The sequence below is a fragment of the Streptomyces sp. NPDC096152 genome, from assembly GCF_044763235.1.
Lineage (GTDB): Bacteria > Actinomycetota > Actinomycetes > Streptomycetales > Streptomycetaceae > Streptomyces.
The window spans coordinates 404,061-422,787 of sequence record NZ_JBIWFW010000009.1 but is presented as its reverse complement, the minus strand read 5'-3'; the positions used below and the strand labels follow the sequence as shown (position 1 = coordinate 422,787).

The 18,727-nt window shown below is 68.0% G+C and carries 19 protein-coding genes and 3 pseudogenes; 7 read left to right on the top strand and 15 right to left on the bottom strand.

Going from position 1 to position 18,727, the window contains the following annotated elements; all coding sequences use genetic code 11:
• The first annotated feature begins 172 nt into the window (after window positions 1–172).
• Window positions 173–1,441 (top strand): hypothetical protein, encoded by a 1,269-nt coding sequence (locus ACIQ9G_RS30125; protein ID WP_403615751.1) that lies wholly within the window; start codon window positions 173–175, stop codon window positions 1,439–1,441.
• A 123-nt stretch (window positions 1,442–1,564) separates the two neighbouring features.
• Window positions 1,565–1,867 carry a hypothetical protein gene (locus ACIQ9G_RS30120; protein WP_403615748.1) on the top strand — a complete coding sequence of 101 codons (303 nt, stop codon included), beginning with the start codon at window positions 1,565–1,567 and terminating at the stop codon, window positions 1,865–1,867.
• A gap of 14 nt (window positions 1,868–1,881) precedes the next feature.
• On the opposite strand, the gene ACIQ9G_RS30115 is transcribed toward ACIQ9G_RS30120, so the two are convergent.
• Window positions 1,882–2,274: a hypothetical protein gene (locus ACIQ9G_RS30115; RefSeq protein ID WP_403615923.1), complete on the bottom strand. Its 393-nt coding sequence runs from the start codon at window positions 2,272–2,274 to the stop codon at window positions 1,882–1,884.
• Between ACIQ9G_RS30115 and ACIQ9G_RS30110 the strand changes: the two genes are divergently transcribed.
• A complete protein-coding gene (locus ACIQ9G_RS30110) occupies window positions 2,209–2,859 on the top strand; it encodes an IS3 family transposase (RefSeq protein WP_403615902.1) in 651 nt (216 codons plus the stop codon). The genes ACIQ9G_RS30115 and ACIQ9G_RS30110 overlap by 66 nt on opposite strands.
• Before the next feature lie 65 nt (window positions 2,860–2,924).
• Here the strand turns inward: ACIQ9G_RS30110 and ACIQ9G_RS30105 are convergent, their stop codons facing one another.
• The 7 genes and pseudogenes from ACIQ9G_RS30105 to ACIQ9G_RS30075 all read right to left on the bottom strand — a co-directional run bounded on the left by ACIQ9G_RS30105 (window position 2,925) and on the right by ACIQ9G_RS30075 (window position 9,738).
• Window positions 2,925–3,563: a hypothetical protein gene (locus tag ACIQ9G_RS30105; RefSeq protein ID WP_403615745.1), complete on the bottom strand. Its 639-nt coding sequence runs from the start codon at window positions 3,561–3,563 to the stop codon at window positions 2,925–2,927.
• A 327-nt stretch (window positions 3,564–3,890) separates the two neighbouring features.
• Complete coding sequence (locus ACIQ9G_RS30100) at window positions 3,891–5,027, bottom strand: hypothetical protein (RefSeq protein WP_403615742.1); 1,137 nt, start codon at window positions 5,025–5,027, stop codon at window positions 3,891–3,893.
• A 240-nt stretch (window positions 5,028–5,267) separates the two neighbouring features.
• Entirely contained in the window at window positions 5,268–5,510 is a 243-nt protein-coding gene (locus ACIQ9G_RS30095; protein WP_403615739.1) for a transposase, read from the bottom strand.
• Between the two features lie 202 nt (window positions 5,511–5,712).
• Window positions 5,713–7,079: pseudogene (locus tag ACIQ9G_RS30090) on the bottom strand (IS1380 family transposase); the annotation flags it as partial.
• Window positions 7,080–7,437: 358 nt separating this feature from the next.
• Window positions 7,438–8,385 carry a phosphotransferase gene (locus ACIQ9G_RS30085; RefSeq protein ID WP_361778580.1) on the bottom strand — a complete coding sequence of 316 codons (948 nt, stop codon included), beginning with the start codon at window positions 8,383–8,385 and terminating at the stop codon, window positions 7,438–7,440.
• 412 nt (window positions 8,386–8,797) lie between these two features.
• Window positions 8,798–9,196: an EthD family reductase gene (locus tag ACIQ9G_RS30080; RefSeq protein ID WP_403615736.1), complete on the bottom strand. Its 399-nt coding sequence runs from the start codon at window positions 9,194–9,196 to the stop codon at window positions 8,798–8,800.
• Complete coding sequence (locus tag ACIQ9G_RS30075) at window positions 9,193–9,738, bottom strand: carboxymuconolactone decarboxylase family protein (protein WP_403615733.1); 546 nt, start codon at window positions 9,736–9,738, stop codon at window positions 9,193–9,195. Before ACIQ9G_RS30075 ends, ACIQ9G_RS30080 begins: the two co-directional genes overlap by 4 nt.
• A 230-nt stretch (window positions 9,739–9,968) precedes the next feature.
• Here ACIQ9G_RS30075 and ACIQ9G_RS30070 point away from each other — a divergent pair, with 230 nt between their 5' ends.
• Window positions 9,969–10,283, top strand: coding sequence for a winged helix-turn-helix transcriptional regulator (locus ACIQ9G_RS30070; RefSeq protein WP_403615730.1), 315 nt, complete (start codon window positions 9,969–9,971; stop codon window positions 10,281–10,283).
• A gap of 295 nt (window positions 10,284–10,578) precedes the next feature.
• Here the strand turns inward: ACIQ9G_RS30070 and ACIQ9G_RS30065 are convergent, their stop codons facing one another.
• Window positions 10,579–10,872 (bottom strand): transposase, encoded by a 294-nt coding sequence (locus tag ACIQ9G_RS30065; protein ID WP_403615727.1) that lies wholly within the window; start codon window positions 10,870–10,872, stop codon window positions 10,579–10,581.
• 112 nt (window positions 10,873–10,984) lie between these two features.
• On the opposite strand from ACIQ9G_RS30065, the pseudogene ACIQ9G_RS30060 reads away from it, so the two are divergent.
• Together ACIQ9G_RS30060 and ACIQ9G_RS30055 are read left to right on the top strand one after the other, a co-directional pair.
• Window positions 10,985–11,347, top strand: a pseudogene (locus ACIQ9G_RS30060) (IS5/IS1182 family transposase); the annotation flags it as partial.
• A gap of 241 nt (window positions 11,348–11,588) precedes the next feature.
• Window positions 11,589–11,864: a hypothetical protein gene (locus ACIQ9G_RS30055; RefSeq protein ID WP_403615725.1), complete on the top strand. Its 276-nt coding sequence runs from the start codon at window positions 11,589–11,591 to the stop codon at window positions 11,862–11,864.
• Here ACIQ9G_RS30055 and ACIQ9G_RS30050 read toward each other — a convergent pair.
• Window positions 11,835–12,164 (bottom strand): hypothetical protein, encoded by a 330-nt coding sequence (locus ACIQ9G_RS30050; RefSeq protein ID WP_403615722.1) that lies wholly within the window; start codon window positions 12,162–12,164, stop codon window positions 11,835–11,837. The genes ACIQ9G_RS30055 and ACIQ9G_RS30050 overlap by 30 nt on opposite strands.
• A gap of 10 nt (window positions 12,165–12,174) precedes the next feature.
• Entirely contained in the window at window positions 12,175–12,723 is a 549-nt protein-coding gene (locus ACIQ9G_RS30045) for a hypothetical protein (protein WP_403615719.1), read from the bottom strand.
• Between the two features lie 514 nt (window positions 12,724–13,237).
• Between ACIQ9G_RS30045 and ACIQ9G_RS30040 the strand changes: the two are divergent.
• Window positions 13,238–13,974: pseudogene (locus ACIQ9G_RS30040) on the top strand (serine hydrolase domain-containing protein); the annotation flags it as partial.
• A 268-nt stretch (window positions 13,975–14,242) separates the two neighbouring features.
• On the opposite strand, the gene ACIQ9G_RS30035 reads toward ACIQ9G_RS30040, so the two are convergent.
• The 4 genes from ACIQ9G_RS30035 to ACIQ9G_RS30020 form a co-directional block, all read right to left on the bottom strand.
• Entirely contained in the window at window positions 14,243–15,919 is a 1,677-nt protein-coding gene (locus tag ACIQ9G_RS30035; protein ID WP_403615899.1) for an SWIM zinc finger domain-containing protein, read from the bottom strand.
• Between the two features lie 963 nt (window positions 15,920–16,882).
• Window positions 16,883–17,266: a toxin Doc gene (locus ACIQ9G_RS30030; protein WP_403615716.1), complete on the bottom strand. Its 384-nt coding sequence runs from the start codon at window positions 17,264–17,266 to the stop codon at window positions 16,883–16,885.
• Window positions 17,267–17,269: 3 nt separating this feature from the next.
• On the bottom strand, window positions 17,270–17,509 hold the full coding sequence (locus ACIQ9G_RS30025) for an antitoxin MazE7 (RefSeq protein ID WP_403615713.1): 240 nt from the start codon (window positions 17,507–17,509) through the stop codon (window positions 17,270–17,272).
• A 394-nt stretch (window positions 17,510–17,903) separates the two neighbouring features.
• Complete coding sequence (locus ACIQ9G_RS30020; protein ID WP_403615706.1) at window positions 17,904–18,035, bottom strand: hypothetical protein; 132 nt, start codon at window positions 18,033–18,035, stop codon at window positions 17,904–17,906.
• Window positions 18,036–18,727 lie beyond the last annotated feature (692 nt).

Below are 18,727 nucleotides of genomic sequence, written 5' to 3'. Positions count from 1 at the left end.
CATCAGTGTCTCCAGTCGACCGGGTACAGGTGTGTTCAGCGGTCGCCGGCCTGCGGACACCGCCGGAATTTCACTGGGCCGTCATCTCCAGATTGCCTTTGATGCCATGCGATGCTCGCTGTGATCCCGTCCACTGGAGCACCCCCCAACCGGACTTGAGAGAGGACGCACGTTGGGACGCATACACAAGCGCGGGCTCATCACGCTCGTCGCCGTCGGCCTTGCCTCTTCCGTACTGCCGGCCGCCACAGCATCGGCAGCCGACAGCCCACTGACGCTCGCCGTGTTCGGAGACTCGCCGTACGGCAAGTCGGCGTACACTCCCGCGGGCCAGACCGCCGACACCTCGCAGTTCCAGAAGACCCCTGCGTTCATCGGCACCATCAACAGCGATCCCACGCTCAGCGACGTCATCCAGGTGGGCGACATCCACTCGGGCAAGGAGTTCTGCACGGAGGACTACGACGCCTCGATCGCATCAGCGTGGCAGAGCTTCACCAAGCCGCTCGTCTACACTCCGGGCGACAACGAGTGGGCCGACTGCCACAAGGCGTCGAGCCTCAACTCGCCCGGCCAGGGCGGCGGCTTCTACGACCCGGCCTCCGGTGCAGTCCACTACATCGGTACCAGCGGTGTGTCCACCAACCCTGCGGACTGCGTCAGCTACCGCTGCGGCAACCCACTCGACAACCTCGCAAAGGTGCGTCAGGACTTCTTCGCGCAGCCCGGCCACACCCTCGGCAGCGGCACACGGAACGTGGTGTCCCAGGCCACCGCCCACGACCCGAGCCACCCGGCCGACGCCCAGTACGCCGAGAACGTGATGTGGGCCCAGAACGACATCGTCTTCGTGACCATCAACGTGCCCGGCGGCTCAAACAACGACACCGACCCCTGGTACAAGGTGCCGACCGCCACTCAGGCACAGAGCGACGAACGGACCAACCGGACGGCAGCAGACGTCCGCTGGCTCGATGCAGCCTTCACCGACGCCCGCGACACGCACGCCAAAGCGGTCGTCGTCTCGGCCCAGGCCGACATGTGGGACCTCGACGGCAAGACCAAGGACCACCTGACGAACTACGAACCGATCATCAGCGAAATCGCGGCGAAGACCACCGAGTTCCACCGGCCGGTGCTTCTACTCAACGGCGACTCGCACCTCTACCGCTCGGACAACCCGCTCTCGCCCACAGCAACTTGCACCGGCGAGACGGACCCGGCCACCGGCGCCGGCGTATGCGCCCACGACCCCGGCAACAACGCCTGGAACGAGCACCCGTACTACAACGTCCCCAACTTCCACCGCGTCGTCGTACACGGCAGCACCACCCCGCTGGAATGGCTCAAACTGACTGCTGACCCCAACGCCAACCACCCCGTGACCGACACCACGTTCGGCCCCTTCAGCTGGCAGCGGATGCCGCAGCCACAGCTGTAACCCGCGGACCGCACACCCCGGCCACGCAATCCGACACGGACTGCGTGGCCAGTCGCACCAGTGCGGTGCGGCAAAGGGGCTGTAAACGTTCGGTGTACCTTCCTGATCAAGGAAGATGCGCCGATGACCAGCGAGAACGTGACCGAGCCCGTGACCACCAAGGTGGCTGTGCTGCAGTCGTCGAAGTCCGTGGACGACCAGCTGATCGACGAGCTGGTGGGGCGGACCCAGGCTGAGGGACTTCAACTGACAGGCGAGGGCGGACTGTTGAAGCAGCCGACCAAACGGCTGCTGGAGCCTGCCCTGTCAGGCGAGATCACCGACCACCTCGGCTATGACAAGCACGACCCGGCCTGCAAGAACGGCGGCACCTCCCGGATCCGAGCCACACAGCTCATCCCCCACGTCTTGACTATGGCTCGCTGATACTGCGACGCGGGTCAAGCTATGAGCAGGCGGAGGCCGAGATCTGCCGCGTCGAGGTCAGAGAGGTCGCTGTTGCGCTCGGCCCACCAGCCGGAGTCGAGGTCGTCGCTGAGGCTTCGCACCACCCGCTGCTCGGCCTCCGGCCCGACCCTCGTCCACACCGACATCGCACGGCGCACGTGCTCCTCCAGATACGCCCGAGGTCGACGCCAGTACGCCTCGAACAGACCGTCAGCACAGTCCCACGGGATGGGCACCGGCTCAGCGCGGGCGCCGATCGCATCAGCCATCCCAACCAGCGAGGGAAACTCCGCGAGGAGGGCGGCGAACTCGGGCAGGTAATCGCGGGTAAGCCAGAACCGGTCCTGCCATCCGGGCTCGTCTGTGTCGAACGTGAGCACCACCACGCGGCGGGCTACACGTCGCATCTCGCGCAGCCCCGCTATCGGGTCCCCCCAGTGGTGCGGCGCAACTTCACCGCGGACGGGCCGAACCGGTTGTGGCTCACGGACATCACCGAGCACGCGACCGGCGAGGGCAAGCTGTATCTGTGCGCGGTCAAGGACGTGTACTCCGGCCGCATCGTGGGCTATTCCATCGACGCCCGGATGAGGTCCCGCCTCGCGGTGGCCGCGCTGGAGTCCGCCGTCGCCCGCCGCGGCCCCGCTGCGGGATGCATCGTGCACTCCGACCGCGGATCGCAATTGCGGTCCCGCAAGGTTGCCGCTGTCCTCACCCGGCACCGCCTGGTCGGCTCAATGGGCCGGGTCGGGGCCGCCGGCGACAACGCCGCAATGGAGAGCTTCTTCGCACTGCTGCAGAAGAACGTCCTCGACCGCCGCGTCTGGGCCACCCGCCAGGAGTTGCGGATCGCGATCGTCACCTGGATCGAACGGACCTATCACCGGCGCCGACGGCAACGATGCCTGGGCCGATTGACCCCCGTCGAGTACGAGACCACCATGACCCCACCCGCAGCTCTGGCTGCATAAACCCCGCTGTCACCCGATCCTGCAGCAGACCCCTCGGGGCCGGCCTGCGAACGGAAGGGGCGCGGTCAGCTCTCGCGTGTCTTCTCGCGTGCCAGGCGGGCCGTCCGCTGCTGCTGCCAGATCAGCTTCGTGCCCACGCCGGCGTGCTCGGCGATCTTCTCGCCGCTCCAGCCGTAGGGCTCCTCGGACAGGGCCAGTGCCGCGTCCCGCATGAAGACCACCGCGGCGGCGCGCCGGGCCCGTGCCGCGGAGACGACGCTGGCGAGACGAGGCAGCTCTTCGAAGGCGTTCTCGATGCGCGGCACACCGGCCCCTTCGGCGAGCTTCACCAGTTCCGGGCCGGTGACGTCGGGGACGGGCCGCAGCTCGTAGTGCCCGCTCTCGGTGCGCCTCCGGTCGATGCCGTACAGCGCCTTGCTCAGGATCTCCCGGTAGGCGGTGTTCGTGACGTCAATCGCGCGGGCCAGGCCGAGGACGTGCTCGTAGAACCACAGGGAGGCCACGGCCTTGTCGCGGTCCTCGATGTGCAGCGCGATCTCGGCGTCTGCCTGGCGGATGACGTCGGCCGCGCGCTCGATACGGTCGTCCGTGCGGGCGATGGCTCCCAACTCGTCCTTCACGGCGCTTTCCTCGCGCACGCGGAGGGCCTTGAAGTCGGTCGCCTCGACCTTCCTCTTCGAGTAGGTGATTCCGGCCTTGGGCATGGCTGCTGCTTCCCATCTCAAGCTGTGGCGCTGTGCTGCGCCTGACGTCGACTGGGGTAACGCCATGCCTGCGCACCGCCGAGAATGGTACAGCCACGAGAGTGGGCCCGGATGGTCGATCCGGGCCTGAGAGCATCGTGCACACAGACGGTCCCCGGAAATTTCCGATCAACCCACTACTCGTATCTCAGAAGTCGCCGGGGACCTGGCCGGTGCCCGACAGGTACTCCGCGAGGGAGCCCTGTCGTGGTTGACCGGTCCTATTTACAATGATTACTCCGATTATGCGAGGTGGTCAAAGGATCCGGCGAACTATTCCGCGCCGGCCTACTGCGGGGGAAGTTCGAAGCGCAGCAGTGCTCCGGCCTGGTGCGCGCGAAGGTCCGTCTCCGGCTCGATGTGCCGGACCTCGCCGCCGTCGTCGATGACGGTCTCGGTCAGTTCGTCGATGATGTCGGGGACCTCGCGCAGCCGCTCCCCGCAGAGCGGGCAGGTCTTTCCCGAGCGCGCAAGCAGCCCGTCCCGGTCGCAGACGACGCCTGGGGCAACCGCCTCCTCGTCCACCGCCAGCGTCCGGATCGCGGCCAGCGAGGCCGCCCACAGCGTCTCGTCGAGCCCGACGGCGCAGGGCCGCCGGGCCGCCCTGGCTTCGAGGATCTCGCCGACGAGCTGTCGATGCTCCTGGTGTGCGTGGTCGGAGACGAGCTCCTGCACCTTCTGCTCGATGTCCGCGGGCGTGGCGGTCTCGCGGTCGACGGTGAAGCTGCCGATGAGCCGGTCCCGCAGTTCGCGCGGGAGAAATTCGATGAAGACCGGTACCTCAGAAGAGTGGCCGCCGACGACGAGCAGGTCGAAGCGCCCGGTCCCGAACAGCTGCTTCAGCTCGCCGATGAGCCGCCGGTAGTGCCGTTTGCTGAGCTCGTCGGCCTTGTTGCGGACCCGGTCCTCGGCGAGCCCCGCGGCGTAGTTGGGCTTGCGCAGCGTACGGTCGCGGATCGTCTCCAGCTCCCGGGCCTCGTCGATGTAGTGCTCCCAGACCTGGCCGGTCCCCTTGTCCACGATGACCGCGCAGGTGCGGTAGTACTCGTCGAGCACGCCCAGCATCGGACGGACGTACGGATCGGCGTCCACCACGATGCGTTCCCGGGTGCTTCGCGGCAGCCACACCTGCTCGTAGACGCCGTTGCCGCTGCAGGAGAGGACGGCGACAGCGCCCGGTCTGTGGGGCTCCTCCTCGAGCGATTTCCCGATCTTCGCGATGTCGTCGCGGAGCGAGAGCCGCGCGGCGTGCTCAAGTGAGCGATCCTCCGCGAGGGGCCGGATGCGGTCCAGCAGGCTCGCCACCCGGGTCAGGAACTCGCGGCGGCCCGTCCTGTCCGGTTCCGAGGGGATGTAGAGCGAGACCAACGGAAGTCCGTTCCCGTCCAGCCGGAGAATTCGATCGACCTGGTCTTGCGTGATCATCGCCGCTCCTCGCGCTCCGTGAGCCTCGCTCCGCCCCGTTCCAGGTAACGCGGTGGGCACAGGAGCAGCAACCGCAGCGTGACTCCGTTCAGTCACTCCGGGCTGCCCGCGCCGGGCGGGTCAGGCGCCACCAGGCCCGGGCGGGGGATTCCCCGGGCCTGGTGGCGCGCGGCCGTCCTGCACTCCGGGCGCAGTACACCCGATCCGCAACGGCCCTCTGAGTCGACGAGTTCCCGATCTTCACTCCTTCGGGTGAGCCTGGTCCCGATCCGTGCCATCGACGGCCCACATCCGCAGTCGGTTGTAGACGCCTCGCCAGTTCCCGTACTTCTCCGGCAGATGGACCCACTGCGTTCCCGTCCGGAACTTGAAGGCGATCGCGTCGATCACCTCACGGTGATCCCGCCAACGGCCACCCCTCTTCGGCGTCCGGTCCGGAAGTAACGGCGCGACCCGCGCCCACTGGGCGTCAGTCAGCGCCATGCCCAGATCAACGTCCCACTGATCCAAACGAAACCGCCCAGCCTCGATCTTGCATGAGGGTCCGCCGACGGAGTCGGTGGCCCCTTTCGCATTCCGGAGCTGATGGTGGGCAGGCCGGCGGCCCGGCTGTCGCGTCGGGTGGGCGCCGGGTTCCACTGCCCGGGGCGGGTGATGTTGTCGTCGGGACGGTGGACGTTGCTGGTCAGCCGGGGTTTGGCAGGAGCGCGAGCCGTTCGAGTGCGGCGGTGATTTCGCCGGTCCAGGGCCAGTGCTGGGTGAGGCGGAGATCCTGCGCCGGCCGGTGGTGACGAGTTGGGCGGCCGCGGAGAACAGGCGGAATCGCAAACGGCGGGGTTCCCAGAGCCGGGCCTTGCCGGTGAGGGCGAGCATGGGCATCCAGGCCAGCAGGTCGAGGGCGATCTGGACGATCTCCAGCCTGACCTTGTTCTGCGCGGTGTGGTGCAGGGGCAGGTTGCGCAGGCCGGTGGCCCGGGCGGCCCGGATCCGGTCCTCGGCTCTGGCCCGCAGCCGGTGACGGAGTTCGAGTTCGGCGATCGGCCGGTCAGGGGTTTTGGTCGCGAAGCACGTGATCCGCATGCCGTCCGCGTCCGTGATCCTCAACTGGGCGCCAGGATGGGGCCGTTCCTTTCGGACGATCAGTCGCATGCCCTTGGGCCAGCCGTCCAGGAGCTTGCCCGTGAGCTCGGCGACCCAGGCCCCGTCACGGGCCTCGCCATCGGTCTCGACGGCCGGGGTCCAGGCCGAGGCGGGGACCTTCAGCACGTGTTCGTGGATCGCTTCGGTGACCGTCATGCCGACCGAGTAGGACAGCCATCGTCCTCGCTTCGCGAGCCAGGACACGAAGTCGTGGGTGCCGCCCGCGGAGTCCGTGCGGAGGAGGGTCTGACGCCCTCGCCGGTAGCGCTTGGGCATTTGGGCCAGGGCGAGTTGGGCGGTGGTGGTGTGGTCGGCTGCCGTGTTGGAGCCCGCGCTTGCCGGTCTCAGGGGGGCGGCGACGGGCTCACCGGTTCCGCCCGGTCCGTGGTCGAGGAAGGCAGTCAGGGGGTGATGGCCGTAGGTCTTCTTCCAGATCGGGGCCGCGTCCTCCTTGTCGGAGTGGGCGATCACGAGGACGCCGTCGAGATCGATGACGACCTGGCCGTCGGTGTTCGGGGCGTTCTCGCCGGCCAGCGACCAGGCATGGGCACGGGCTTCGGAGCGTGCGGACCGGATGGCCTGCAGGGCTTTCTCGCCGGAGGCGGCGAGGGTGTCGATCAGGCGGGAGACGGTCGGGTCGGAGGCGACCGGGCCGAGGAGGGCCGGCTCACACCGCAGCATCGCGACGTCCGCGAGGCAGTCTCCACCCAGTGCGACCGCCAGAGCGACGTCCAGGAGGGCCTTGCCGGGATCGTGGACGGCCCGCGGTTTGCGCCACGGAGCCAGGGCCTGGGACATGGCCTGGTCAAGACCGGTCTTGCGGACCGGTTCGACGAGCAGGACCGACCCGGCCTGGGAGACGACCTGGCGGCCGTCGTCCTGGACGCGGACGCGGGGGTAGGACCCGAGAGTGCTTCACCTGGGAAGTGCCTCCGCCGGTGGCAGGAACAAGGACCTCGACAATCCTCATTCTTGCAGGTCAGGGCAACTTTCTGCTTTTCTGACCGCCTGCCGGACAGCCCACCTCGCGAAAGCACGAGGCTAGTACCCCAGGCGCTGTTTGTACCAAGCGCGCAGTGCCTGACTGCTTGGAACCCCGACCTTCCGCTCGACCATCCACCCGCTGTCTTCGTGGCCTCCTCGGGCGTCTTCGGCAGAGAGAAGGGCCGCTCGACCCCCAGGGCCATGTGCCCCTGGATCCGCTCGGGATCGTAGGGCACCGCACACACCGTCACCGGAACTTCCCGGCTGCCCGGCTGCCCGCGGTGCGTCACCGGTGCAGGGACTCGGCGACGGCCGGGTCCTCGAGCACGGTGACGCACCAGGCGAAGTGCTCGTCACCGCCGCCCGGCGCGAAGGCGTCGCTCGTGGCCATCGCATAGGCGGCCCGGTACAGCAGGAGGTCGTCGACCGCGTAGCCGAACTCGTCGGCGAACCGCGTGGTGAGCTGCCGGGTGATCTCCGGGGCGTGCTCGGTGCCCGCCGGGAAGATGGCCGCGGCCACGGCGGCGTCGAACCGGGGGTCCCCGCCCGTGGACAGGAAGCCGTAGTCCACGAGGGCGAGCGGCCGCAGGTCGTCGTCCACCAGCACGGTCTCCGGGAAGACGTCACCGTGGACGACCGCCTCGTCGGTACGGGGCAGCGAGCGCAGCTTCCGGAGCAGCCGGGCGCGCGTGTCGTCGAAGTCGCGGACATGCGTGGAGAGCCGGTCCGCGCACCGGCTGACCCGCCGGTCCACCAGGTCCGCCAGGGCGGATCCGAAAGTGGTGTGGCCTTCCCACAGCGGGCGTTCCTCGTCCAGCACAGGAAGGTGCTTGACCTCGTCGACGTCATGGGCGTCCGCGAGGGCGCGCAGCACGCCGACCAGGCAGTCGACCGCTTCGGGCAGCACCTCGTCCGGGTCGTCGGTGCGGATCCTGCCCGCCAAGGGCTCGCCGGTCAGCTCCCGCTCCACGGTCATCGGGACACCGTCGATGTCCTCGACGGCGAGGATCTCCGGGGAGCCGAACGGCAGGTGCGCCGCGGCATCGGCGTAGAAACGCTGCATCCGCCGTAGTTCGGATCCCCGTCGGCGCTCCCACACCTTGGCCACCGTTCCGTCCCCGAGACGGTAGACGGCTCCCTCCACCGCCGCCTCGACGGGCCCGGCGTCGGGATATCCGGCGTCGACGAAATGTCGTACGCGCCGGGCCGTGGTGTCCCGTATCGCATCGGACATCTCGTGCCTCCTTCCGCCCCCGGCGTGAACGACCGGCCGGTCGGCGGGGCCGACGCCGGGACCATCTCCCACGGTAGGCCCCTCGCCCGCGCGACACCCGGTGACGGAGCGCTGCCAGCCACCGTCCGGCGTCCGCCCCGGTCCGAGGAACGCCGCGTGCGAGGTGCCGGCCGCAGCAGCGACCGCACGCCGGTCCGCGTCCGTCGCCGCCGGGTCGTCGTCGGTGACGGCCGTGGGGCTGCCGCCCCGGCCGTCGCGCCGCACGCACGCATCAACCACCGTGACATCCGGCCAGGACATCGGCCCACCTTTGACGCTCAACGAACCGGCAACCGGGAACGGCGTTCCGCCGATAGTCGGACCTGGCCGCAACGGCCGACCGAACGCGTCCCGGAGCGTACCGTCCTCTGCCTCAGCCGGTGCCGTCCTGCACCGGATAGTGGAGGATGACCGCACCGCCGGTGGCGTAGTTGGCGACATCGGCGGCCACCCGCTGGCCTTGCGGCGACGCCCGCGAAGCGGCCATGGCGGCGGCGTCAGCGAAGTCGCCTTCGAAGACCGCGAAATAGGGCGCTTCTCCCTTGGTCGCCGCCACGTCGAAGCTGTATCGCCACGCAAGCAGGCCGGGCAGATTCATGACCAGTGGAAGGTGGTTGGTCACATAGTAGTCGCGGAAGTGGTCAGGGTCGGCGGGCTTGGAATATAGGACCACCAATTTATGCATGACGACGTCCGTCCAGATCAGGGTCGGCATGGGCGCTTCGTGCCAGGCCGCGCGCCCCTTGGCTTCGAAGGTGAGCTGCCGGATCATTGTCCGCCGCCGTGTGCCGCGCCGTACTGCGAGAACCGTGCGGCCCACGCCTCAAGGGGGAGGCCCAGACCGTTGGTGATGTAGGAGACCGTGCGGTAGTAGCCGCAGAGCATCAGGATCTCGAAGAGTGCGTGCGGCGTGAAAAACTTCAGTCCGTCCTTCCAGTCCTCATCGCCCAGAGTGCAGTCGGCGTCGATTCCGTCGCACAGCCGTATGAGACAGCATTCTTCCTCGGTCCAGCAGCCGTCCTCGGGGCCGCCGCCGCAGGTCGAGGCGATCTGCTCGCGGGTCAGCCCGGCCTTCTCCGCGAAGCCGCTGACGTGCACGCCCCACTCGTACTCGCTGCCGCAGCGGGCGGTGATGCGCTCGATGACGATCTCGCGCTGCTTGAGGGTGAGGTGCCCACGGTCCAACAGGCCCCCGCCGAAGAACCGCTCGAAGAGTCGTTGGTCCGTGGCCAGGGTCGTGAACAGGACGAGCGGATCGCCGCCCGGCGGAGCCAGACGTGCGAGCCGCTCCTGGGCGTAATCGGGATAGGGCATGGACGCAGGATCGATACGAGCGGGCATTTCCTTCTCCCCTTGGTCGTCGTCTGCGGCGGCCGGACCTACGGTCCACGGTCGGCACCGCCGAACAGCCGCTTCTTTTTTCGAAGCGAGAAGAGGATGCTAGCGTTTCGAAAAACGAAGCACTAGAGGGGATGTCGGGCTACGTGACAGAGACACCCAGACCCGGGCGCCCGGTCCGCGGTTCCACTAGCGGTCGCCCGATCATGGCGGCGCTCGACCTGTTCGGGCGGCGCTGGATGCTGCGCATCATCTGGGAGCTGCATCAAGGCCCCACCGGCTTCCGCCCCCTGCAGCAGCGGTGCGACGGCATGTCCTCCAGCGTCCTGCGCCGGCGCCTCGTCGAGCTCACCCAGGCCGGCCTCATCACACAGCAGGACGACAGCGCCTACACCCTCACCGCCCTCGGCGAGGACGCCTACCGAGCCCTCAGTCCTCTCAACCGCTGGGCCGAGGGCTGGGCCGACACCCTCGCAGAGCAGACCACCAGCCACCAGGCGACCACGGACAAAGAGGTGTGATGTGACGGACGCTCCGGATTTGGCCCTCGCGCGAAAGGTCCTGACGGCCCAGCCCTTCGGACGGCAGCGAGTTCGCCACCCCTGCCCAGGTGCGTGTACCCGAACTCCGGATCGTCGCGGTGCGCGTCGAACAGGGCGTCGGCCCGGTATGCCTCGGCGAGTTCGGTGTCGGTGACCGGTGAGGCCAGCCATCGGTAGTAGGGCTGGCGGGCCAGATTGAGTACCCGGCACGTCACCGCCACCGGCACCCGGTGAGGGGCATCGGCGGCGGCCACCTCGCGGACGAGCGGGTACATCATTTTGCCGGCAGGTTCGCCGGCGACAGATACGCCGCGGCCCTGCGCAGCACCTCGTTCTCCTGCTCCAGCAGCCGGATCCGCTTGCGGGCCTCACGCAGCTCGGCGGACTCACCCGACGCCGTTGCGGGCCTGGCGCCCTCGTCGGTGTCGGCACGGCGCAGCCTCTTCGACAGCGTGATCGGGTGGACGCCGAAGTCGGCGGCGGTCTGTTCCAGCGTGACGCCGGGCTCGCGGCTGCGCGCGACCCGCACGACGTCCTCGCGGAACTCCTTCGGATACGGCTTGGGCACTGCAGCATCCTTCCAGGCCGCCTCTCAGCAAGCCAGGTCAGGTGTCACCCAACCCTGCAGCAGGCCCCGGCTGTGCCGATGACAGTTGGCGGACGCGAACGTCGACCTGAGGCTGGCCGCCTCCGCCCACGACAACGCCGCCGGCATCTCCCTGCTGGACAAGGTCGCCGCCGGGACCGACACCGTCCAAAAGTCCCTGGTGGATCCGGGGTCCAAGAACACCGTCGTGGACCACGGGGAGCAGGAGGGCATCGAGGTCGAAGTGGTCGGCAACCCGAAGGATGCCGGGTTCACGCCCCAGCCCAAGCGGTGGATTGTGGAGCAGACGAACGGGACCTTGATGCTCCACCGCACACTGGTCCGCGACTACGAGCACCGCCCGGCCTCGACGGAGTCCCGGGTGTACTGGGCGATAGGCAATGTGATGGTCCGTCGGCTGGCCGGCACCTCCACCCGGGCCTGGCGCGGGGCATGACCGGCGGGGAGCTGACCTTGGGGGCGGTGCCGGCACGCCTTCAGAATCGGGAGTGGGAGATCGCCGCGCAGGTCGAGGAGGCGAGGGAGCAGGTCGCGCAGCTGACCGCGCAGCTGGACGAACTCGGCCGGGCCGCGAGGAGATCCGGATCACCCGCAAGACACTCCTGGAGCTGCCCGATCCGCCACCGTCCGCGCCACCGGCCTCGAAGCTGCCGGATCATCCGACCTACCAGCAGATCATGGCGGTGTTCGCTGCGGCCGACGCCCCGCTGCGGGCACGGCGGGTGTGCGAGGCGATGGATCTGGAGATCGCGCCCAACAACATCAACAACACCCGCCTCCAACTCAAGCGGCTGTCCGAGCGCGGAATCCTGGTCGAGACCGAGCAGGGCTTGTTCACCCCTCACCCAGCCACGACCGTAACCGCCCGGCGACGCCGCAGCCGGCCCGCTTGCCATACGGACGTCAACTCACGTACCACTCTCTCAGTCCAGCCTCTTCCCCATGCGCGCTGAAAACTTCTCTGTGTCCTTTGTGTGCCACCACTCGAATAGGTGGGTTCGCACAAGCATCCCGAGGTAATTCAGGCTCTCTTCGGAGAGGTCTCCGCTCACCAGACTCGCTTCATGACCCTGGTAGTCAAGCGAGACTTCCCAGAGTTGCCCTGAGACGCTGACCTGGATTTCCAGAAGCAATTCAGGGAAGACAGACATCACCTTCACCTCAAGAACTTCAAGAGAGGTTCCTCCCCCCTCGCTCTGTAGTCCTGAAAGTCTTTGGGTGAGTGCTTCCCTTACTTGCTCCGGGGTGGCCATATGGATCCTCTCAGCACTTTGCCTCTGCACTCGCTGACGCTGCAGCTACGGCCGGGGTTGTGTACTCTACCGTGGCCGTAATGATTCCCTGAGGCGTCAGACCGCCCGGCATCCCTCCAAGGGGGCCCTTGTTGACGACCACCTTGAAGTTCTTCCTCGGCGGCTTCGAGGAGCAACCAGTGCCCACCTTGTATCGGTAGTACACCCCGGGGGTTCTCTCGTAGCCGTGGAAAAGTGTGTCGCTGATCTTGTTCTTGAAGCTGGTGCTCCAGCGTCCACGCTCAACTATGTGGTTGTAGCCCCAAGTTCTCGTTCCGCAGCGCAGAGGCATCTTGCTCGGGCCGATCCAGAAGGTATAGGCGACCTTTGAATAGTGCTGCGACTTGCAGGGGTTTGACGTGCTCGCCGTGGCTGCTGCGGGAACCTCGGTGGATGCATTCGCGGGTATAGGTGCGGTTAGCAGGATAGCGGCCCCCGCTGCCGCGATGAACGTCGCGGCGGACCTGCAGAAATACGTAGCGCGCACGTCTTCTCTTTTCGATGCCCGATGCTTCTGCATGTCTTCTGTGAGCTTCCTTATGCTCTCCTTCTGAGATTTGTATTTGCAAGGAATCAATGCGTGACCATGTTCACGTTCCGGAGTGGAACCGATACGCTGAGCTGTTCACCTTGCCCAGAATGCCTGGTGTGCTCAAGACCGTTCCCTATGTGGTGAGGCGGAGGAGTCGCTTGTAGCTGCACAGAACGGCGGTGACTCCGAGAAATGCCGGTAGTCCGTGAGACCTTCGGCATGGAATCGGTGGCCCTTGCTGGAGCGAACCGGCGAGACGACTCCCTGGACCTGCGCCAGCTAGCGCTGATCCAGGCCGTCCCGCCGATCCACGGCCAGCGCGGCCAGCCACTGCGCCGCCCCGAGCACCTGTACGCCGACCGCGACTCCGACGAAGAGGTCCACCGGGACAAGGTCCGCCGGTTACAGATCACCTCGCACCTCGCCCGGCGCGGCACCGGGCACGGCTCCGAGCGCGTGGCTCGGGAAGTCAACAGGTGCACTACATCTCCGGCCGGGGCACGGCCGACCAGTGGTGGACCTGTGGGGAGGCGTCGCCGACCCCGAGACCGGTCGTCCATGGACGCGGGACACACTCCAACTCGTCTACTCGGCCACCAAGGGGGGCGACTACGACCGCGGCGCACATGCTGGCCGAACGCGGTGCGCTGGGCCTGGACGCGCCGGTGGCAAAGTACTGGCCGGAGTTCGCCGCGAACAGCAAGGCGGACATCCCGGTGCGCTGGCTCCTGTCCCACGAGGCCGGCTTGATCGCGCTGGACCAACCAGTCCCGCTGAACGAGGCATTGGTCTGGCATCCGATGGCGGCCGCACTGGCCGCGCAGCGTCCCCTGTGGACTCCGGGCACGGCACACGGATACCACGGCCGGACCTGGGGCTGACTCGTCGGCGAGGTGATCAGCCGGGTGTTCAGCCACACGCCGGGCCGCTTCTTCGCCGACGAGATCGCCGCCCCCCTCGGGCTCGACTTCTTCATCGGACTGCCGGCGCATGAGCGCGACCGTGTCAGCCGCATGGTGTACCAGCGACCAGCCGTCGACCTCACCACCATGACTGCCGAGTCGATTCCCGAGGAACTCCGCGAACTCGTCGCCGCCTGGCGCGACCCGAACTCGTTCAGCAACAGGGCGTACGCGGTCACCGATCCTGCCGAGATTGACTTCGACTCGCCCGAGGTACAGGCCGCGGAACTCCCAGCGTCCAACGGCATCGGCACCGCACGGGGGCTGGCACGGGTGCGGATCCCTTCGGGGAAGGTCGATAATCAGGCCCCGGCCGCGCTGGCGACGGTCACCAGGCTGCCCGCCGCGTTCACCTCGGCCCGACCGAAGGTGGCTCTCAACGCCTGGCGTAACGCAGAGGCTGGCGGGCAGCGACATTCCCGTGTGCCGCGGGTAGCAGCCACCGGACCTGCGCTGCATCCTGCACGTGTAGAGGACCATCCGGTGCCAAGAGTGCAAGGGCAGCGTGAGAGGGGTGGAGCGCCCGACCACGAGACGCCGTCCGGTCAAATACCGTGTTCGTCCATCAGGCGCATCAGGTTCCGCTTGCGCCTTTGGGCAGTGCGCAGGGCGGTGACGTGCACGGCGAACTCGTTCAGTGTGCCCAGGCGGCGGTGGCAGTCGCGGATGCTCAACTGCAGGGCGACGAGCTGCTCGTAGACCCTGTTGCCGGTCTGGTTGGTCAACGGCTCGGCCAGACGCAGGTAGACGCCGAGCGCGTCTGCGGGACGGTCGGCCCGCGCCTGGTCGGCGAGGGCGAGCCACTGCCTGTCATGGGCGCCGGTGCGGGTAGCGGCCTGCCAGGCGGCGTCGACGTCCTTGTCGTCGAGCAGGGCGTCGACCAGGACCGGGCCGCCGTACCAGCTCTGTTGCCGTCGCTCCGCATCGGCCCGCAGTAGGGAAAGGGCTCCCCTGCGTTCGGCCGGCCAGCAGGCCGCGGCCCGTGCGGCAGCGCGCAACTGCTGGTACGCGGCCAGGGTGCGGGAGGCGCGGAAGTACTCGCGGCGCACATCGACGGCATCCGGCAGCCGGTCCACCTGGGCATAGCGGTCGCAGAGGTAGTCGATAAGAGCGGCGTCGACGCCGGCGAGATCCCGGGCTTCTCGGACACCGCGTTCCGCCCAACCCAGGGCCTCGTCGGAACGCCGGGCGGTGTCCAGCTCGCGGGCGATGACGAGATGCGTGCGGCCGTCCGGTGAGAGATCGGCCGCGTGCACGGCGATCAGCGCTTCGATATCGCCGCCCGCCTTGGCCAGACGCTCCATCAGGTGCTTCTCCGCCCAGCCGCGACGGTTGCCCCGCCACGCCTCGACCGCTGACTTCCGCAGGACGGCCATCCCCTCTTCGCCGAGGACGTCCTCGTAATCGAGCGGATCGATGTCGGTCAGGCCGTCGTCGATGTCGCCTAGCGCATGGCCGACCAGCCAGCGCGCGAGCTCCGCGGGGTCGGGGCGTGCCGCCTGGCACGCAGCGAGGTGGGCGTCGGCGAGGTCTGCTCCGATCTGCCCGAGCCTGCCGTCCGAGTCATCGACACTCTCCACCACCGCAGCCAGCTGGCGCATCATCTCCCGCACCAGGGTGATCGCGTCGGCGGCCCGGCCGGAGCCGGTCAGCGCCCTGATCGCGGACACCGCCGTCCCTGCCTGGTCGGCGTAGGCGCGGGCATCGGCGTACTCGACGTACCCGTACTGCGCGAAGGGGCCGATGTCGAGCAGGTCGCGGACACGGGCCCGGACCGCGGCGAGGTCACCGCGGGCGCTCGCGGCCCGCACTTCCAGGCGCCGCCGCAGCTGCCGGTCCTCGGCCACCTGATCCCGCAGCAGATCGAGCAACTCGTCCTTGGATTGGCTGGACAACCATCCGTCGAGATCCTGCGCACGTTCCCGCGCCGCCTCCCGTTGTCGCGGCAGGCTGTCCCGCTGGGCGAGCACCCGCAGGCCGAGGGCGACCAGGTGCTTGCAGAAGTTTCCCTCCAGGCCGTACGGGCAGTCGCACGCGCCGGCGAGGCCGCCCGGCCCGTCCAGGGTCAGCTGGACCTCGTACCGCTCCGTGCCATGAACGGTGGCGGTGACCCAGCCGTCACCGACCTCGACCCCGAACACCGCATCCGCGTACCCGTGGGCGCGCTCGAAGGAACGGGCACCGGCCAGCGCCCTGAGATTCGCCTCGGTGAGACTGCCCATGATCTCCGCCTGCTCCGGGGTGCGCACTGACCAGTCCGCCAGCTTAGTCGGACCTGGTCGCACTGCTATCAGGTTGCGGCGGCCCGCGGGCAGGGCGCCGGCCCAGAGGGTGAGGGGTGCCCGTAGTTCGTGGCCTACCTGATAAAGGCCAAGACCGACGCCGTGTCCTTTGAAGAGCGGGCGATGTGCCAGAGGGTGCAGAAGGCAGGGGCGGCGGAGGCGAGGGTGACGCGTTGGTGCCAGCCATTGAGGTGCGTCCTTCGAAAAGGGCTTGGCCCGGGGCGCATTGCATCTCCTGGTAGTCGTGCTCGACATACCGACGGAACTCGGCCAGCCGCACCAACGACGGCAGCGGCATGTGCGATAGCAGGCTCGACAGTCGGAGATCGCACCGGCTCCGACCTGGTGGCGGGCCCTCGACCAGCAGCCACGCTCGCAGAACTCCGTAGCTTCCGTGGCCTGGCGGATCGCGCCTCCGGCGGGACATACACGCAAGGCGACGAAACGCGAGTACATGCGCTTCAGGCTGCTGCGGCCTGTGCCCGGCCGGGAGCGCTCGCGCCAGGACACACGCCGTGGGCATGCCGGCGCCGGCCTCCATGACCAGGTTTGTCACCGGCATGAGCCTGTCCGGGTACTGCGCCGCCGGTGGGCGGCCGCTGCCCCTGATAGGCGGGGTGACCGGCCGGGCATGGACGGGGTGGGCGGTGAGCTGGGAAGAGATCCCGACTGCGTAGGGCAGTCTCCGTCCTTCAGACGCCGGCGGAAGGCTGTGGCATCGCCACAGTCGGCGTCCGCGACGACCAGAGGGACGCCCGCGGTCTCACAACCGGGTTTCATCGATCATGCCCAGTGCCAGTCGCCGTTTCTCTCCGTGGCCGAGCGAGCGGGGATCCCGCAACGATGCCGGCGGGCGACATCAGCGGCGGCTGCACGACGGAGGGCGCTGGAACCGGCCAGGGATCACGCAGCTCGCCAGGAGCGCAACCGGTCGGCGATCTGGTACGAGTCCAGCGCCAAGGCACGGATGTCCTTGATCAGATCGAGCCAGAGTTCGAACTTCGTATCGACGCGCACCCCTGAGATCTCGAGGTATGCGATGGCCAGACCGTATCCGAAGAGCTCGTTGCGGGCCGGGAGCGGACGCAGCAGAACGCATTCCTCCAGGAACACCGCGGCACGCCAAAAGGCATCCGGGTGGTGCTGGTCGTGGCGCGGCGGGTCGACCTTGTGGCGGGCCGCCATGCCTACCAGGATGGAGAAATCGTCGACGGTCAGGTCCTCCGGCAACAGCTCTTCCTGGCGCTCCAGGAACCACCGGTAGTCGACGTAGTACTCGCCCGGCACAGGTCAGGCCGCCCGCGGGGCGTGCTTGGCCGGCCTGGGGCCGCCGAACTCGGCATCGAACGCTGCCACGGTGGCCGGGTCACCGGTGACCCGGCGGAATGTCTCGGCTCCGGCGTTCAGAGCGCGCTCGCGCTGCTTTTCTTCGGCGACCCTGGCGAGGTAGTCCTCCAGGGACACTCCCTCGGTGTCGGCGAGATCCTGCAGCGCGGCCCTGGTGGTGTCGTCGATCTCGATGTCGGCCATGCTCCGAGTATGCCGTGCAACGCGCCACCAGGACCACCTTCTACAGAAGTAGCCGGTGAGCTGGTCTTTTACGGCGCTGCTTCCGGCCCTCGAAGCGGCCGAAAAACGGACCGGCGTCCAGCGTCCAGCGGGTCCTTCTACGAGGCGTCGATGGTGTCGTCGGGGCTGTCGTACACGGTATCGGCGAAGAGAGCGCGGACCGCTCCCTCCCTGGCCTCGTCGCGCTCGGAGAGCCAGACGCTTGCGCACGTCACGCAGGCCCGGAACGCATACAGCGACTGGTGACCTGGGGCGCGTGGACAGCGAGCGTCACGCTCCGCAGCGGCGACGGAAGCGCTGGACACATCCGGGGACTTCGTCGGCGATCACAGTCTCTGGACCGAACCGAGACGCCTCAGGCAGCGGCCGCCATTGGTCGGCCGCTGCGGGCACGGGCATTCCAGAGCTGGACGAGCAGACGCATGACGAGCGCCTCGATCACGGCAACCGCCACCTTGGTGAGGAGCGAGGTCAACAGATGCGGCACGGGGTGACACCTTTCGCGTGAATGCTTGACGTACATTCCCTTTGTCCGCTGTCGCGGCGTCCCATAGACGGATCCAAGATGACGACAGGGTTAACTTCGGGCGTCATGTCGAGGTGGGCAGTACCCGACAGCCCTGCACCGCGGGCTGCTTCGGCAAGCTCTGCCTCGTTTCAGCGCTATTCCTTCCGCCTGACGCGCACCAGCCAAGTTGCTCCCCTCTACAGCAGAGCGATCGGCTACTCGAGGGCCCCGTAACCGCGAGCACCCCCTGGCCCCATAGAAGATCATGTCGCTGGTGGGCGGGTACTCCAGTCCGGCAGGAAGATTGCACGCCGGGAGGTGTCGCCTACTGACCGGCCCAACGGACACACCGCCGTGCGCGCAGGCGCTGCGGTTCACACTGTTCCGGAGTACGCAGTGTGAACCGCAGCGCCGTCAGCAAGTCGACACTCGGTCTCCCCATGAAGACGACGAGCCTCAGCCTGGCCCAGCAACAAGCACGAAAGTAGATCTTGGTCATGGGTGATCAGGCTCTGTGGCGCATGGCGACCTGAGCTATTGACCCGTGGACCCGGCTGGGGCCGTTGCTGCCGAAGGGCATCAAGCCGGGCCGTCCGCCGGCGTGGACGCGGCTGCAGATGATAGACGGCATGCGGCGGCGGCCCCGGACCAGTACTCCTTGGCCAGGCTCA

What these genes read in the sequence shown, in the direction of transcription:
- ACIQ9G_RS30100 (WP_403615742.1), bottom strand. Translation starts at nt 5,027, where the DNA reads ATGATCACGCAAGACCAGGTCGATCGAATTCTCCGGCTGGACGGGAAC.
- ACIQ9G_RS30095 (WP_403615739.1), bottom strand. Translation starts at nt 5,510, where the DNA reads ATGGCGCTGACTGACGCCCAGTGGGCGCGGGTCGCGCCGTTACTTCCG.
- ACIQ9G_RS30075 (WP_403615733.1), bottom strand. Translation starts at nt 9,738, where the DNA reads ATGCCCTATCCCGATTACGCCCAGGAGCGGCTCGCACGTCTGGCTCCG.
- ACIQ9G_RS30080 (WP_403615736.1), bottom strand. Translation starts at nt 9,196, where the DNA reads ATGATCCGGCAGCTCACCTTCGAAGCCAAGGGGCGCGCGGCCTGGCAC.
- ACIQ9G_RS30070 (WP_403615730.1), top strand. Translation starts at nt 9,969, where the DNA reads ATGGCGGCGCTCGACCTGTTCGGGCGGCGCTGGATGCTGCGCATCATC.
- ACIQ9G_RS30025 (WP_403615713.1), bottom strand. Translation starts at nt 17,509, where the DNA reads ATGGCCGACATCGAGATCGACGACACCACCAGGGCCGCGCTGCAGGAT.
- ACIQ9G_RS30050 (WP_403615722.1), bottom strand. Translation starts at nt 12,164, where the DNA reads ATGGCCACCCCGGAGCAAGTAAGGGAAGCACTCACCCAAAGACTTTCA.
- ACIQ9G_RS30085 (WP_361778580.1), bottom strand. Translation starts at nt 8,385, where the DNA reads ATGTCCGATGCGATACGGGACACCACGGCCCGGCGCGTACGACATTTC.
- ACIQ9G_RS30055 (WP_403615725.1), top strand. Translation starts at nt 11,589, where the DNA reads ATGGCGGTGTTCGCTGCGGCCGACGCCCCGCTGCGGGCACGGCGGGTG.
- ACIQ9G_RS30105 (WP_403615745.1), bottom strand. Translation starts at nt 3,563, where the DNA reads ATGCCCAAGGCCGGAATCACCTACTCGAAGAGGAAGGTCGAGGCGACC.
- ACIQ9G_RS30045 (WP_403615719.1), bottom strand. Translation starts at nt 12,723, where the DNA reads ATGCAGAAGCATCGGGCATCGAAAAGAGAAGACGTGCGCGCTACGTAT.
- ACIQ9G_RS30120 (WP_403615748.1), top strand. Translation starts at nt 1,565, where the DNA reads ATGACCAGCGAGAACGTGACCGAGCCCGTGACCACCAAGGTGGCTGTG.
- ACIQ9G_RS30035 (WP_403615899.1), bottom strand. Translation starts at nt 15,919, where the DNA reads ATGGGCAGTCTCACCGAGGCGAATCTCAGGGCGCTGGCCGGTGCCCGT.